General features: G+C 70.6%; 15 protein-coding genes. 8 read left to right on the top strand and 7 right to left on the bottom strand.

The window, feature by feature from the left end:
- Positions 1-221: 221 nt before the first annotated feature.
- Positions 222-2,759: an ABC transporter ATP-binding protein/permease gene (locus tag IE318_RS34270; protein WP_189906642.1), complete on the top strand. Its 2,538-nt coding sequence runs from the start codon at positions 222-224 to the stop codon at positions 2,757-2,759.
- Between the two features lie 150 nt (positions 2,760-2,909).
- Here the strand turns inward: IE318_RS34270 and IE318_RS34265 are convergent, their stop codons facing one another.
- The 3 genes from IE318_RS34265 to IE318_RS34255 form a co-directional block, all read right to left on the bottom strand.
- Positions 2,910-3,647 carry a transglycosylase SLT domain-containing protein gene (locus IE318_RS34265; protein WP_189906707.1) on the bottom strand — a complete coding sequence of 246 codons (738 nt, stop codon included), beginning with the start codon at positions 3,645-3,647 and terminating at the stop codon, positions 2,910-2,912.
- Between the two features lie 374 nt (positions 3,648-4,021).
- Positions 4,022-5,158, bottom strand: coding sequence for an S-adenosylmethionine:tRNA ribosyltransferase-isomerase (locus IE318_RS34260; RefSeq protein ID WP_189906640.1), 1,137 nt, complete (start codon positions 5,156-5,158; stop codon positions 4,022-4,024).
- Positions 5,155-5,850, bottom strand: coding sequence for an SDR family NAD(P)-dependent oxidoreductase (locus IE318_RS34255; protein WP_189906638.1), 696 nt, complete (start codon positions 5,848-5,850; stop codon positions 5,155-5,157). The genes IE318_RS34260 and IE318_RS34255 overlap by 4 nt, the downstream gene beginning before the upstream one ends.
- 247 nt (positions 5,851-6,097) lie before the next feature.
- Between IE318_RS34255 and IE318_RS34250 the strand changes: the two genes are divergently transcribed.
- The 3 genes from IE318_RS34250 (at position 6,098) to chpE (ending at position 8,346) form a co-directional block, all read left to right on the top strand.
- Positions 6,098-7,243, top strand: coding sequence for a GAF domain-containing sensor histidine kinase (locus IE318_RS34250; protein WP_189906636.1), 1,146 nt, complete (start codon positions 6,098-6,100; stop codon positions 7,241-7,243).
- Positions 7,236-7,877 carry a response regulator gene (locus IE318_RS34245; protein WP_030182724.1) on the top strand — a complete coding sequence of 214 codons (642 nt, stop codon included), beginning with the start codon at positions 7,236-7,238 and terminating at the stop codon, positions 7,875-7,877. The genes IE318_RS34250 and IE318_RS34245 overlap by 8 nt, the downstream gene beginning before the upstream one ends.
- Before the next feature lie 223 nt (positions 7,878-8,100).
- Complete coding sequence (chpE, locus tag IE318_RS34240) at positions 8,101-8,346, top strand: chaplin ChpE (protein WP_030182727.1); 246 nt, start codon at positions 8,101-8,103, stop codon at positions 8,344-8,346.
- 127 nt (positions 8,347-8,473) lie between these two features.
- Here the strand turns inward: chpE and IE318_RS34235 are convergent, their stop codons facing one another.
- Positions 8,474-9,262 carry an Rv1486c family protein gene (locus tag IE318_RS34235; RefSeq protein ID WP_189906634.1) on the bottom strand — a complete coding sequence of 263 codons (789 nt, stop codon included), beginning with the start codon at positions 9,260-9,262 and terminating at the stop codon, positions 8,474-8,476.
- A 152-nt stretch (positions 9,263-9,414) separates the two neighbouring features.
- Between IE318_RS34235 and IE318_RS34230 the strand changes: the two genes are divergently transcribed.
- The 3 genes from IE318_RS34230 to IE318_RS34220 all read left to right on the top strand — a co-directional run bounded on the left by IE318_RS34230 (position 9,415) and on the right by IE318_RS34220 (position 11,860).
- On the top strand, positions 9,415-10,212 hold the full coding sequence (locus IE318_RS34230) for an ABC transporter ATP-binding protein (protein WP_030182735.1): 798 nt from the start codon (positions 9,415-9,417) through the stop codon (positions 10,210-10,212).
- Positions 10,213-10,283: 71 nt separating this feature from the next.
- Positions 10,284-10,715 carry an NfeD family protein gene (locus IE318_RS34225; protein WP_189906632.1) on the top strand — a complete coding sequence of 144 codons (432 nt, stop codon included), beginning with the start codon at positions 10,284-10,286 and terminating at the stop codon, positions 10,713-10,715.
- A 188-nt stretch (positions 10,716-10,903) separates the two neighbouring features.
- Positions 10,904-11,860 (top strand): SPFH domain-containing protein, encoded by a 957-nt coding sequence (locus IE318_RS34220; protein WP_189906630.1) that lies wholly within the window; start codon positions 10,904-10,906, stop codon positions 11,858-11,860.
- A gap of 73 nt (positions 11,861-11,933) precedes the next feature.
- Here the strand turns inward: IE318_RS34220 and IE318_RS34215 are convergent, their stop codons facing one another.
- The 3 genes from IE318_RS34215 to IE318_RS34205 form a co-directional block, all read right to left on the bottom strand.
- Complete coding sequence (locus IE318_RS34215) at positions 11,934-12,440, bottom strand: HNH endonuclease (RefSeq protein WP_189906628.1); 507 nt, start codon at positions 12,438-12,440, stop codon at positions 11,934-11,936.
- 177 nt (positions 12,441-12,617) lie between these two features.
- The gene (locus tag IE318_RS34210) at positions 12,618-13,157 is read right to left on the bottom strand and encodes a YbhB/YbcL family Raf kinase inhibitor-like protein (protein ID WP_189906626.1); all 540 of its coding nucleotides are present in this window, start codon (positions 13,155-13,157) and stop codon (positions 12,618-12,620) included.
- Between the two features lie 74 nt (positions 13,158-13,231).
- The gene (locus IE318_RS34205; protein ID WP_189906624.1) at positions 13,232-14,014 is read right to left on the bottom strand and encodes a sporulation protein; all 783 of its coding nucleotides are present in this window, start codon (positions 14,012-14,014) and stop codon (positions 13,232-13,234) included.
- Positions 14,015-14,154: 140 nt separating this feature from the next.
- Here IE318_RS34205 and IE318_RS34200 point away from each other — a divergent pair, with 140 nt between their 5' ends.
- On the top strand, positions 14,155-14,805 hold the full coding sequence (locus tag IE318_RS34200) for a DNA-3-methyladenine glycosylase (protein ID WP_030182757.1): 651 nt from the start codon (positions 14,155-14,157) through the stop codon (positions 14,803-14,805).
- Positions 14,806-15,146: the final 341 nt, after the last annotated feature.

Genomic DNA, 15,146 nt, shown 5'->3' with positions numbered 1-15,146 from the left:
GCACGGCGTGACCGCCGCACATGTCCCCCTCGCGTGGAATACCACTCTCCGGCCGGGTTTCAACCCCGTCAACGCCGTCGGCCGAAGCGTGCGTTACCCACTCATGACAAGGCCCGGGTTTCGGTCACAGGCCGGAGCCTGAAATAGTTCCCCACGATGTTCGACATCCCTAGACTCCCTGTGACGGGGGTAATTCGGGGGACAACTCAGTGGGGCATGGAGTGCCGGAACTCGTACTGGAAACCAATGGACGGACCTGGACGCTCGACCCGTCCAGGCCTTACACCCTGGGACGCGATCCGCAGGGAGACATCGCCTTCGACGACGCCAGGGTCTCCTGGCGGCACGCGACGGTCAGCTTCAACGGCAGCAGTTGGGTCATCGAGGACCACGGCAGCACCAACGGCACATTCGTGCAGGGCCAGCGGATCCACCAGATGGAGATCGGCCCCGGCTCGGCCGTCCACCTCGGCAACGCCACCGACGGACCGCGACTGAACCTCTCGGCCGCCGCTTCCGCCGTCGCCACGCCGCAGGCCCAGCCCCAGCAGCAGCCGTACGCCGCGCAGGGCGCGAACCCCGGCTGGGGCCAGCCGGGCCAGCAGCCGCCCGCCGCCCAGCAGGCCGCGCAGCAGCAGGCACCGCAGGCCGGCTGGCAGCAGCCGCAGCAGGCGCCGTCGATCCCGCAGCAGCAGGGCCCCGGTGGTGGCGCGGGGGCGCCGCCGGTCTACGGCGACCGCAGCCCCACCACGTTCCACCAGTTCTCCCTCGGCCGGGTGATGCGCATCGGCCGTGCGCTGGAGAACGACCTGGTCGTCTCCGACCTCCAGGTCTCCCGCCACCACGCGGAGTTCCACGCCACGCCCGACGGCCGCTTCGAGATCCGCGACCTGGGCTCGCACAACGGCACGTACGTCAACGGCCAGCCGATCGCCAAGGGCGGCTCGGCGCTGCTCGGGCCGAACGACATCGTCGGCGTCGGCCACTCCACGTTCCGCCTGGTCGGCGACCGGCTCGAGGAGTTCGTCGACACCGGTGAGGTGTCCTTCTCCGCCCGCCACCTGACCGTCACGGTCGACGGCGGCAAGCAGATCCTCAAGGACGTCTCCTTCGGCGTCCCGGAGAAGTCGCTGATCGCGGTCATCGGCCCGTCCGGCTCCGGCAAGTCCACCCTGCTCAAGGCGCTCACCGGCTACCGCCCCGCCGACCAGGGCGAAGTCCTCTACGACAACCGGAACCTCTACAAGCAGTTCGCCGAGCTGCGCCAGCGCATCGGTCTGGTCCCGCAGGACGACATCCTGCACAAGGAGCTGACCGTCAAGAAGGCCCTGAAGTACGCGGCCAAGCTGCGCTTCCCGGCCGACACCACGGCCGCCGAGCGCGACGCCCGCATCGACGAGGTGCTGCGCGAGCTGAAGCTCGACATCCACAAGGACAAGAAGGTCACCTCCCTCTCCGGTGGCCAGCGCAAGCGCGTCTCGGTGGCCCTGGAGCTGCTCACCAAGCCGTCCCTGATCTTCCTGGACGAGCCGACCTCCGGCCTCGACCCGGGCATGGACCGCGATGTCATGCAGCTGCTGCGCGGCCTGGCCGACGACGGCCGTACGGTCCTCGTGGTCACCCACTCCGTGGCCGAGCTGGCGCTGTGCGACAAGCTGCTCGTGATGGCACCGGGCGGTTCCGTCGCCTACTTCGGCCCTCCCGAGGAGGCGCTGAACTTCTTCGGCTACGACACCTGGGCCGACGTCTTCTCCGCCTTCGAGAACTACCGCGACTACGACTGGGCGGGCCGCTGGAAGGGCTCGCAGCACTACCAGATGTACGCCGCGGACATCGACGCCGTCGCCCCGCAGTCCGTACACATGCCTCCGCCGCAGGCCATGAAGCCGCCCAAGCCGCAGGGCTGGGGCTCGCAGCTGCTGACCCTGATCCGCCGGTACGTCTCGGTGATCGCCTCCGACAAGGGCTTCCTGGCGCTGACGGTGATCCTGCCGGCGGTGCTCGGCGCGGTCAGCCTGCTGATCGACCACAACCGCGGCCTGCTGGTCAACCCGGTCAACCCCAAGACGGGCGTGCACGTCCCGAACGGCACGGCCACCACGGTGCTGCTGATCCTCGCGGTCGGCGCGTGCTTCGCGGGCGCCGCGAACTCCGTCCGCGAGCTGATCAAGGAACGGGTCATCTACGAGCGGGAGCGCGCCACCGGCCTGTCCCGCTCGGCGTATCTGATGTCCAAGGTCGTCGTGCTGGGCGCGGTCACCGTGCTGCAGGGCCTGATGGTCGGCCTGATCGGCTTCTCCAGCCGCGAGATCCCCGACCAGGGGCTCGTGCTGGGCGGCTCGACGCTGTTCGAGCTGTGCCTGCCGATCATGGCGCTCGGCTTCACCTCGATGATGTTCGGCCTGGTCATCTCCTCGCTGGTGAAGACCGCCGAGAAGACGATGCCGCTGCTGGTGATGTTCGCGATCATCCAGGTGGTGTTCACCGGCTGCCTGTTCACGCTGCACGGCACGGTCGGCGTGAACGAGTTCTCGTACCTGATGCCCTCGCGCTGGGCGGTGGCCGCGGCCGGCGCCACGCTCGACTTCAACAACATCGCCCCGAACACCGACGACCCGACCAGCACCGACCCGCTGTGGAACCACGAGGCCTCGGCCTGGGGCGTCGACATGGTCGCGCTGATCGTCCTCGGCGTCGTCTGCGGCTTCCTGGTGGCGCGCTTCCTGCGCCGTCACGAGCCGGAGGTCATGCGCAAGTAGGACCGTCCACGACGACGTAGGACCGTCCACGACGACGTAGGACCGTCCACGACGGCGAACGGCCGTCCATGACACGGCTGAGGGCGGCACCCCCACACCGGGGTGCCGCCCTTCCGCGTTGTCGTCAGAGGCCCGCGCCGACCTCCGAGGTCAGTACGCGCTGTTGACGTTGTCCATCGAACCGTAGCGGTGCGCCGCGTAGTTGCAGGCGGCGGTGATGTTCGCGACCGGGTCGTAGATGTTCCACGACGTGCCCGGGACGTGGTACGTGCGGAAGGTCGGGTCGATGACCTGGAGCAGACCCTTGGACGGGATGCCGTTGCGGGCGTTGATGTCCCAGAGGTTGATGGCCTTCGGGTTGCCCGAGGACTCCCGCATGATGTTGCGGTGCAGGCCGCTGTAGGAGCCGGGGATGTCGTGCTGCTTCATGATCGACAGCGACTGACGGATCCAGCCGTCGAGGTTGTTGCCGTAAGTGGTGGCGGCGGCGACCGTCTGCATCTGCGGGCGCTGCGCGGACCGGCTCGCGGCCTTGGCCTGGCGGGCTGCCTCGGCCTTGCGCTTGGCGGCGGCCTCGGCCTTCCGCTTCGCGGCCTGCTGCTTGGCGGCGGTCTGCTTCTTGGCCTCGATGGCCTGGATCTTCACGCTGTCACCGGCGAGCTGGTCGGTGACGTCGGCCTTGACGTCCTTGACCGGCTGCGAGCCCACCTGGACCGGAGCGGCGACGGTGTCGGCCGAGACGGTCGTGGCGCCCTCGGCGCCGGCGACGGCGACGGGCACGGCGACGGCGGCGGCGGTGAGGGTGGCGGCACCGGCGACGGCGGCCTTCTGGACCCTGGTCAGCGTACGACCGCGGCGGACGAGCTCGTCGGTCTTCGCCCGGGTCATCGTACGGCCCTGATTGAGGAACTCGGTGGCCTTGGTCAGGGCACGACTATGGCGGAGAGAACGGAAGTTTGCGGACATGGCGAATGGACCTCTTCGAGTAGCGCGGAGGTCGCTCTCCGGACTGCGGGAGGGGGTCCTTCCCGCGCAAACGCCGCGAGCGGAACCCGCGGCGCTGAGCGACGAGAGCCATTCTTAGCGATCGCAAAATCGTGGGGCAAAGGTGTGACGTACGAAGCCGGGTAGTGGATCAGGAACAGACAAAACGGGACAGACGAGGGCGTCTGTCCCGTTCGTTGGGGGTCGTTCTGTCTCCTATGCCCGCTCGTACGTGATGTGGGTCCTATGTGCGTCCTCACATCGCGGGGGCGGCTTCCTTACCAGGAGTTGCCGTTGCAACTCTCTGTGTGAGCGTTCTGGGCAGGGAGGACGAGGTGCACGTCGCCGAACTCGTGCCACAGGTAGCGCCCGCGCAGGGCCTCCTCGTAACTCCGGTCGATCGCCGCCCGCCCGGCCACCGCCTCCAGCATCAGCAGATGCGAGGCCTCCGGCTCGTGCAGCCCGGTCAGCAGCCCGTCCACGACCCGCACCCCGCGCTCGGGCGTCACCACCAGATCCGTCCATCCCCTCGCCGCCCGGACCACCCCGTCGGTCCCGGCCGCGCTCTCCAGGGCCCGCACCGCCGTCGTCCCCACCGCGATCACCCGGCCGCCTCCCGCCCGTGCCGCGTCGACCAGCCGGGCCGACGCCTCCGGCACCGAGAACCGCTCCGGATACGGCGGCTCGTGCGCCTCCGCCGAGGCCACCCCCGTGTGCAACGTGACGGGGGCGAACTGCACCCCACGGCTCACCAGCTCCGCCACCAGCCGCGCGGTGAAGGGCCGCGCCGCGCTCGGCATCTCCGCACTGCCCGCCCCGTCGGCGGACGGAACGGCGAACACCGTCTGGTACACGGACAACGGCTGGTCCCGCTCCGTATAGGAGTAACGAATCGGCCGGCCGTGCGCCCGCAGCATCCCGAGGACCTCCGCCCCCGACGCCCGGGCCCACCACAGCCGGTCCGCGTGAGCGCTCAGCGGCTCCTCCAGCACCAGCCGCACGCCCTCCGGCAGCACCACCTCCGTACCCACAGGACCGCCCGCCCGTCTCCCACCGCCGCCCTTCCACCGAGTGCTTCGCGCACTGCCCTGGTTACGCGCGCGCGTGGTGCCCCTACCGTCGGGATCCCGCAGCTCGATGGCCCACCGTCCGTCGTCCCCGCGCGTGGAGAAGTGCACCACCACGCGCGCGGGCCCGATCCGCCCGTCCACCGCCGCGGCCAGCGTGGGCGAGGTGTTCACCACGAGCAGGTCACCGGCCCGCAGCAACCCCGGCAGCTCCCGGAAGGAGTGGTGCGACACCTCCGTCCCCCGCGACACCAGCAGCCGTACGTCGTCCCGGTCCAGCCCGGGACCGCGCTGCTCCACCGGCAGCCGCGCCGACAGCTCCTCCGGTATCCGTACGGCGAGGGTCACCGCGCCTCCAGAAGGGAGGGCGCCGCATAGCGACCGCTGGCCGGACGATCGTCCAGCAGCCGCAGGAAGGCGGGCACCACGCTCTCCGGCGCCGGGCGCGGACCGTCGTCGTCCGGTACGGCCGCCGCGTACAGGTCGGTCGCCATGTCCCCCGGGTCCACCGCCCACACCCGCAGCCCCGGCTCCTCCTCGCCGAGCACCGCCGTGAGGTGGTCGAGAGCCGCCTTCGACGCCCCGTAGCCGCCCCACGTCTCGTAGGCCTCGGCGGCCGCGTCCGAGCTGACCGCGATCACCGTGCCCGCCCCGGACGCCCGCAGCAGCGGCAGCGCCTCCTGGACCAGCCCCAGCGCGGCCACCACGTTCACCTCCAGCGCCCGCCGCAGCCCCTCCGGGGCAAGCGCCTCCAGCCGTACGAGCGGCTCCGCGCCCAGCGCGCTCGCGTTGCTCACCAGCAGATCCAGACCGCCCAGCCGCCGCGCGGCCGCCACCAGCTCCGCCCGATGGCCAGAGTCCGTGACGTCACCGGACAGCGCCGTCACACGCGTGCCGTACGTCGTGAGCCGATCCGCCGTCTCCTTCAGGACCGCCGCCGTTCTGGCGTCGAGCACCAGATCCCAGCCGCGCGCGGCCAGCGCCTCGGCCAGCGCCCGCCCCAGCCCCTTCGAGGCTCCCGTGATGATCGCTACCGGCATGACACGTCTCCTCGTCCCACCCGCCTCTTGATCGGCGGTGACCCCAACCTAGGAACCGGGCCGCCCGCCACGCCTCGGACGCGGGCCGCAAACAGCCGGGGCCCTTCGCCCTACACCGCACGGCCCGGGCTCGCGACCTGGGTCCACCGGGCCCGCGACCTAGTCCACCGGTCCTACGCCCACCGGCGCAGACCGCGCCGCCACAGGTCCGATCCGCACTGTCACACCCCGCCGGTACCGTGAGGGCATGAGTCAAGGTCCCCGGTCCGGGCTGTCCGCGGTGAGCTCCGCGCTGCTGGCCATGAGCAGGCACCTGGAGGTGCGCGACGTCCTGAAGACGATCGTCGCCTCGGCCCGCGGGCTGCTCGACGCCCAGTACGCGGCCCTCGGCGTCCCGGACGACCACGGCGGCTTCGCCCAGTTCGTGGTGGACGGAGTCAGCGACGAGCAGTGGCGCGCCATCGGCCCGCTCCCGCGCCAGCACGGCATCCTCGCGGCCATGCTCCACGAGGCCAGGTCGCAGCGCCTGGCCGACGTGCGCAAGGACCCGCGCTTCGAGGGCTGGCCGGCCGCCCACCCCGAGCTGTCCGACTTCCTGGGTCTGCCCATCCGCGACGGCGACGAGGTCCTCGGGGCCCTGTTCCTCGCCAACAAGCGCTGCCCCAGACCGGAGGGCGGCTGCGGCTTCACCGAGGAGGACGAGGAACTGCTCTCGATCCTCGCCCAGCACGCCGCGATCGCCCTGACCAACGCCCGCCTCTACGAGCGCAGCCGCGAGCTGACCATCGCCGAGGAACGCTCCCGCCTCGCCCACGAGCTGCACGACGCCGTCAGCCAGAAGCTGTTCTCCCTGCGCCTGACCTCCCAGGCCGCCGCCGCCCTCGTCGACCGGGACCCGGCGCGCGCCAAGGGTGAACTGCAGCAGGTCGCCGTGCTCGCCGCCGAGGCCGCCGACGAACTGCGCGCCGCCGTCGTGGAGTTGCGTCCCGCCGCTCTCGACGAGGACGGCCTGGTCGCCACCCTGCGTACCCAGGTCCAGGTCCTCGACCGCGCCCACAGCGCGCACGTCACCTTCACCGCCCGCTGCTTCCGCGCCCTGCCGGCCGCCCAGGAGGAGGCCATGCTCCGCGTCGCCCAGGAGGCCCTGCACAACGCGCTGCGGCACTCCGGCGCCGAACATGTCGACGTCACCCTCGAGCGCCGGGGCCGGGGAGCCGTCCTGCGCGTCACCGACGACGGCAGGGGCTTCGACCCCCGGGCGATCCGGCGCGCGGGCCGCCACCTCGGCCTGGTCTCCATGCGGGACCGGTCGAACGGGGCCGGTGCCACGCTGACGGTGGAATCGGCGCCCGGCAAGGGCACCACGATCGAGATGGAGGCCCCCGGTGGCTGACGCAATCAAGGTGCTGGTCGTCGACGACCACCAGGTGGTCCGCCGGGGCCTGCGCACCTTCCTCGAGGTGCAGGAGGACATCGAGGTCGTCGGCGAGGCAGCGGACGGCGCGGAGGGTGTCGCCCGCGCCGAGGAGCTGCGGCCCGACGTCGTCCTCATGGACGTCAAGATGCCCGTCATGGACGGCGTCGAGGCCCTGCGCCGGCTCCGGGAACTCGGCAACCCGGCGCGCGTACTGATCGTCACCAGCTTCACCGAGCAGCGCACGGTCGTCCCGGCGCTGCGCGCGGGCGCCGCCGGATACGTCTACAAGGACGTGGACCCCGACGCGCTCGCCGGCGCCATCCGCTCCGTGCACGCGGGACACATCCTCCTCCAACCGGAGGTCGCGGGCGCCCTGCTGTCCGAGGAGGAGAACAACACCGGGCAGGGCAGGGGGAGTTCGCTCACCGAGCGGGAACGGGAGGTCCTCGGCCTGATAGCGGACGGCCGCTCCAACCGCGAGATAGCCCGCGCCCTCGTCCTGTCCGAGAAGACGGTGAAGACCCACGTGTCGAACATCCTCATGAAGCTCGACCTGGCCGACCGCACCCAGGCCGCGCTGTGGGCCGTACGCCATGGCGTGACCGGCTGAACGGCTGACCTGCCGCCTGCCGCCTGCCGCCTGCCGCCTGCCGCCCGCCGCCCGCGGACCCGCAGGTCTGCTGCTGCCCACGGCAATTCGGAGGGTTCCACTCCGGACTGAGATTCATACCGTCGTGGGAATGTCCCCCGGATGGCGCAACCTCCGCCTGCCCCGGCCGTTCTCCAGTGCGTGCCGCGGCGACTGCCGTGGCGAACACCAGAAGGGCTGAGAAGTGAAGAACCTGAAGAAGGCAGCGGCCGTGACGATGGTGGCCGGCGGGATCGTGGCCGCCGGTGCCGGAATGGCCTCCGCCCACGACGGCGCCTCGGCCGCCGGCGTCGCCAAGGGCTCCCCGGGCGTCGTCTCGGGCAACGTCATCCAGGCCCCGATCCACATCCCGGTCAACGCCGTCGGCAACAGCGTCAACGTCATCGGCGTCCTCAACCCGGCCTTCGGCAACCTCGGCCTGAACCACTGACCAAGGCCCACCCACCGCTGCCCACGGCCTCCCGGCTCCACCGGGAGGCCGTCAAGGCCGACAAGGGGGGCTGGGGGCACAGCCCCCAGGGCGCTCACACGGACGCACGGTGCGCATCACCCCACGGTCACCGCACCCTCTTCTCCCGCTCCTCCACAACGGAGTTGTACGCAGCCACCTGCGCCCGCCGAGCCGTCCGCTCCACCGGCCGCAAGGCAGCACCCCGCGCGGCCATCTCGGACGCGCTCACCGCACCCCCGTGCCCGTTGTCGTACGCCAGCGAGATCAGCAGTCCCACCCGCTGCGCCAGCTCCAGCACCCGCACCGCCCGCGGCGGATACCCCGGCGCCAAGACCTCCCGCCCCCGCTCCGCCCGCGCCCGGTACGCGTCGATCGCCGCCTCGGCAACCGGCCCCGACGCGGCGACGTCCAGGCGCGACAGCACCTCGGTCGCATCCCGCAGCGCCTCCGCCAGCTCCCGCTCGGCCTCGCCCAGCGACGGCACATCGGCCGGCGGCGCCTCCCGCACCGGCAGCACGTGCCACACCACCTCGACGTGCACATCCCCCTCGGGCCCCGCTTCGGAGACCTCGGGCACCAGCCCGAACGCGGCGCCGTGACAGACCACCGCCTCCTCGGCGTCCATCGCCCGCGCGTTGAACTCCGGCGGCCCGCTCAACCCCAGCGGATGGCCCGGCGCGGGCAGCGCCACCCGCAGCGCGCCCACCCCGAGCGTCCGCAGCCGCCCCAGCGCGAGCGTCAGCCCCACGGGCCCGGATTCGCCGGGCAACCCCTCCACCCGATGGACGGCGTCCTCACCCACGATGGCGAGCACGGCGTCGTCCGGCGAGACAAGTCCGGCAAGAAGGGCATTTCCCCAAGCGGCAAGGCGTCCAGAGCGCGGTTCCGAAAGCATGCCTCCACCCTAAGGACCGGACCGATGGAACGGCCCGCCCATCTCGTGGCGTAGATTCGTTGGGGGCTGCGCCCACCGGCGCGGCGGACCGAGCCACAGGCGTACGCGACAGCCGAGACCGGCGGCACACTGCAAGGGGAGACAACGCGCTCATGAGCGATGTTCTGGAGCTTCAGGACGTATCCGTGGTCCGCGAGGGCCGGGCTCTGGTGGACCAGGTCTCCTGGTCGGTCAAGGAAGGCGAGCGCTGGGTCATCCTCGGCCCCAACGGCGCCGGCAAGACCACCCTCCTCAACGTCGCCTCCAGCTACCTCTTCCCCAGCAAGGGCACCGCCACGATCCTCGGCGAGACCCTCGGCAAGCCCGGCACCGACGTCTTCGAGCTGCGCCCGCGCATCGGCGTGGCCGGCATCGCCCTGGCCGAGAAGCTCCCCAAGCGCCAGACCGTCCTGCAGACCGTGCTCACCGCCGCCTACGGCATGACCGCCGGCTGGCACGAGGACTACGAGGACGTCGACGAGCAGCGCGCCCGCGCCTTCCTCGACCGCCTCGGCATGACCGACTACCTCGACCGCCGCTTCGGCACCCTCTCCGAGGGCGAGCGCAAGCGCACCCTGATCGCCCGCGCCCTGATGACCGACCCCGAGCTGCTGCTCCTGGACGAGCCCGCCGCCGGGCTCGACCTCGGCGGCCGCGAGGACCTGGTCCGCCGCCTCGGCCGGCTCGCCCGCGACCCCATCGCCCCCTCGATGATCATGGTCACCCACCATGTCGAGGAGATCGCCCCCGGCTTCACCCACGTCCTGATGATCCGCCAGGGCAAGGTCCTCGCCGCCGGCCCCCTGGAGCTCGAACTCACCTCCCGCAACCTCTCCCGCTGCTTCGGCCTCCCGCTCGTCGTCGAGCAGGTCGGCGACCGCTGGACCGCCCAGGGCCTCCCGCTGGCCTGAGCCACCCGTCGTCCCGGGCCACCCCCTTCGCGCCCTGTCCGCCGTAGGACCCGCGGCCCTACCATGACCATGTGAACGACATCGACGCATGGGTGTGGTGGCTCGTCGGCGCCGCGGCGCTCGGAATCCCGCTCGTGGTGACCGCGATGCCGGAGTTCGGCATGCTCGCGGTCGGCGCCGTCGCCGCCGCGGTCGTCGCCGGGTTCGGCTTCGACGTCGTCGTCCAGGTCATCGCCTTTCTCGTCGTCTCGGTCGCCCTCATCGCCGTCGTGCGGCCCATCGCGGCCCGGCACAGCAGACAGCGCCCCCAACTCGCCACGGGAATCGATGCGTTGAAGGGCAAGCAGGCCGTCGTGCTCGAACGCGTCGACGGCTCCGGCGGCCGGATCAAACTCGCCGGGGAGATCTGGTCGGCGCGCGCGCTCGACACCGGCCGCGCCTACGACGTGGGCGCGGAGGTCGACGTCGTCGACATCGAGGGGGCCACCGCCATCGTCATCTGACCCGCACCGAACGAGCTGGACCGAACGACGGGGACCGGGACACCGGACCCGGGTCCCCGGGACCGACCGACCTGGACCGAACGCCCCCCACGGCATGCGACGGTCTGTCAGACTCGACCAGCAAGATCTTCAACAGCCCACAGGATCTTCCGAGAGCGCCGAGGCGGAGAAGGGTACGGGAAGCAACGATGGCACCGGTCATCATCGTCCTGATCGTTCTGGTGGTGTTGGTCTTCATCGCCCTGATCAAGACGATCCAAGTCATCCCGCAGGCCAGCGCCGCCATCGTGGAGCGCTTCGGCCGTTACACGCGGACGCTCAACGCGGGCCTCAACATCGTCGTCCCGTTCATCGACACCATCCGCAACCGCATCGACCTGCGCGAGCAGGTCGTCCCGTTCCCGCCGCAGCCGGTGATCACCCAGGACAACCTGGTCGTCAATATCGACACCGTCATCTACTACCAGGTGACCGACGCCCGGGCCGCCACCTACGAGGTCGCCAGCTACATCCAGGCCATCGAGCAGCTCACCGTCACCACCCTGCGCAACATCATCGGCGGCATGGACCTGGAGCGCACCCTCACCTCCCGCGAGGAGATCAACGCGGCCCTGCGCGGCGTCCTCGACGAGGCCACCGGCAAGTGGGGCATCCGCGTCAACCGCGTCGAACTCAAGGCGATCGAGCCGCCGACCTCCATCCAGGACTCGATGGAGAAGCAGATGCGCGCCGACCGTGACAAGCGCGCCGCCATCCTCCAGGCCGAAGGTGTCCGGCAGTCCGAGATCCTGCGCGCCGAGGGCGAGAAGCAGTCCCAGATCCTGCGCGCCGAGGGTGAGGCCAAGGCAGCCGCCCTGCGCGCCGAGGGCGAGGCCCAGGCCGTCCGCACGGTCTTCGAGGCGATCCACGCCGGCGACCCGGACCAGAAGCTCCTGTCCTACCAGTACCTCCAGATGCTGCCGAAGATCGCCGAGGGCGACGCCAACAAGCTCTGGATCGTCCCCAGCGAGATCGGCGACGCCCTCAAGGGCCTGTCCGGCGCCATGGGCAACCTGGGTGCCATGGGCGGCGGTTCGGGCGGCGGCACCTCCTCGAACTCCGGCGGGGCCGGTACGGAGCGCCGCGAGAAGCCGTCCATCGACTGAGCAGTGACATGCCAACGGCGACGGGGCCCGCCTCCTTCAGGAGGCGGGCCCCGCTGTCACACCGACCGGCCGACTACGCCGCCGACTGCGCGAGCCACTCCGGCAGCGCCGTGAGATCGTCCGCCCCGAGCGCCAGCAGCATCGCGTCCGCCGGCGTCGGCTCGAACGGCTCCCTCAGCAACGGCATCCCCGCCTGCTCCGGAGTCCGGTCCGCCTTGCGGTGATTGTCCTCCGCACACGAGGCCACCGTGTTCAGCCAGGTGTCCTGTCCGCCCTGCGACCGCGGCACCACGTGGTCCACGGTCGTCGCCCGCCGCCCGCAGTACGCACACCGGTGCCGGTCCCGCACCAGCACACCCCGCCTCGACCACGGCGCTTGTCTTCGGAACGGCACCCGCACGTATCTGCACAACCGGATCACCCGGGGCGCGGGTATGTCCACCGCCGCTCCCCGCATACGCAGCTCGGGGTGGGCCTGCTCGACCACGGCCTTGTCCTGGAGCACCAGAACGACGGCTCGGTTCAGCGTCACCGTCGACAGCGGCTCGAAGCTCGCGTTCAGCACCAGCGTGTCCCGCATCCGGCCCACCTCCCGTGTGCACCTGCCCACCCCCCGGCGGGCTCGGATCAACTCTGGACGGGCGCGCCGTGATGGACAACGCAATAAAAATGCCCGCCTCCGATCACTTCCAAGACCGGAGGCGGGCAAACGTTCGGTGAACGCCGTTTTCCGCGGCGGACACGTCGGGGCGATACGTCAGCCCTCGGCGGGGTTCTCGTACTCACCGATCAGCTGGGCGCGCGCCAGTGTGTGGAACCGCAGGTTGAAGCCCACCACCGCGGGGGAGGCGTCCGCGTCCGGACCGAGCTTCTCCTGGTCGACGGCGTACACCGTGAAGACGTACCGGTGCGGTCCGTCCCCGGGCGGCGGCGCGGCACCCCCGAAGTCCTTCGTCCCGTAGTCGTTGCGCGCGTGCACGACGCCGGCGGGCAGCCCCTCGAACTTGCCACTGCCCGCACCCGCCGGCAGCTCCGTCACCGAGGCCGGGATGTCGAACAGCACCCAGTGCCAGAACCCACTGCCCGTCGGCGCGTCCGGGTCGTAGCAGGTCACGGCGAAGCTCTTGGTCTCCGCCGGGAACCCCTCCCAGCGCAGCTGCGGCGAGGTGTTCCCCGCCGCGTGGACCTGAGCGTCCTTGAGCGTCCCGCCCTCCTGGACGTCGTCGCTCGTGACCGTGAAGGACGGCACGGGCGGATGGAAGTCGTGGGGGAGCGGCCGCCTCTTGAGCTCGGTCACCTCGGTACCTCCTGATAGATACGGGCTGATCCGTTACGCGTGATCCCTGATCAACGGAATCACCGGTCCCGAGCCTAGAACCAGTTGCGCTTGCTCCCGACCTCGGCGATCCACTGGTGCAGATACGCCGCCCAGTCGGTCGCCTGGTAGTCGTGCAGACCCACCTGGAACGACCGGTAGGTGTCGCTGCCGTCGCTGAACAGACCCGGCTTCTTGTCCATCTCCAGCACCACGTCCATCGCGTGCTCGTCCGCCACGAAGCTCAGCTCGACCTGGTTCAGCCCCCGGTACTGCGACGGCGGGTAGAACTCGATCTCCTGGTAGAACGGCAGCCGCTGCCGCGTCCCGCGGATGTGCCCGCGCTCCATGTCCGCGGTCTTGAACCGGAAGCCCAGCTGGATGAACGCGTCCAGGATCGCCTTCTGAGCCGGCAGCGGGTGCACGTTGATCGGGTCCAGGTCACCGGAGTCCACGGCACGCGCGATCGACAGCTCCGTGGTCACGCCGATGTGCATGCCCCGCAGCGCCTGCCCGTCGATCATCGTGACCGGAGTCTCCCAGGGGATCTCCAGGCCGAACGGCACCGCGTGCACCGCGCCGGCCTGCAGCTCGAAGGCACCGCCGAGCCGGACCTTGGTGAACTCGATGTCCTGCTTGTACTCCTGGTCGCCGCTCTCGACCTCGACCTTCGCCTGGAGCCCGACCGACAGCCCCTCGATCTCCTGGTTCACGGACCCGCCCTGGATCCGCACCTCACCCTGGACGACGCCGCCCGGCACGACGTTGACCTCGTGCAGGACGGTCTCCACCGACGCCCCACCGGCCCCGAGGCTCGCGAGCAGCTTCTTGAACGCCATTGACTCTCCCTTTACGTATGGATCCCTGATCCCTACATACGCGATCCGTCCGCCACCGGTTCCGCGCCCACAGCCTTGCAACAGACCTCACAGATCGACGACCCCTGGGACACCACCCGGCTGGACTACCCTCGTAAGCCATGATCGCGCCCTCGGACCGTACGCCCCTGCCCAGAGAGTTCTTCGACCGCCCTGTAGTGGAAGTCGCTCCCGACCTCCTGGGGCGCCTCCTGGTGCGTACGACCCCGGACGGCCCCATCGCCCTGCGCCTGACGGAGGTCGAGGCCTACGACGGCCCGAACGACCCCGGCTCCCACGCCTACCGTGGCCGCACCGCCCGCAACGAGGTGATGTTCGGTCCCCCCGGCCATGTGTACGTCTACTTCACCTACGGCATGTGGCACTGCATGAACCTGGTCTGCGGACCGGAGGGCCGTGCGAGCGGGGTCCTGCTGCGCGCCGGCGAGATCGTCGAGGGCGCCGAGCTGGCCCGCACCCGCCGAATCTCGGCCCGCAACGACAAGGAACTGGCCAAAGGTCCGGCCCGTCTGGCCACCGCCCTGAACGTCGACCGGTCCCTCGACGGCACCGACGCCTGCGCCGCCGGCGACACCCCGATACGGATCCTGACCGGCACCCCGATCCCCTCCGACCAGGTACGCAACGGTCCGCGCACGGGCGTCGCGGGCGAGGGCGGCAACGGAGATGTCCACCCGTGGCGCTTCTGGATCGCCGACGACCCGACGGTGAGCCCCTACCGGGCCCACGCGCCGAGGCGCCGCAGAAGTTGACTCGCACCCGCAAGGTGCGTAACGTAGCCCGAGCCGCTGAACCGGGTACGGCGTTTGCCAGCAGCCGGAGCGGCCAACCCACTACTTATCGAGCACCCCTCAGCGGGGTCGTTTCTGGTGTGTTCGCATGCCCGAATTCGAACCGGCTGAACCCGATTATGAATCGGGGCGGGAATCGGCTAACGTAGTGAATGTCGAAAGGCAGACGGGCGAAAGCCAGGAAGTCCCGAGACAAAAACTCCCGCCGGCCGGGAATCGGATCGAAAAGATCTGATAGAGTCGGAAACACCGAAGGGAAGCGCCCGGAGGAAAGCCCGAGAGGGTGAGTACGAAGGAAGCGT

Origin of the sequence: Streptomyces spiralis (assembly GCF_014654675.1) — a bacterium.
Taxonomy (GTDB): domain Bacteria; phylum Actinomycetota; class Actinomycetes; order Streptomycetales; family Streptomycetaceae; genus Streptomyces; species Streptomyces spiralis.
Note: the sequence above shows the minus strand (reverse complement) of the source record. Positions and strands in the feature narration are given on the sequence as shown.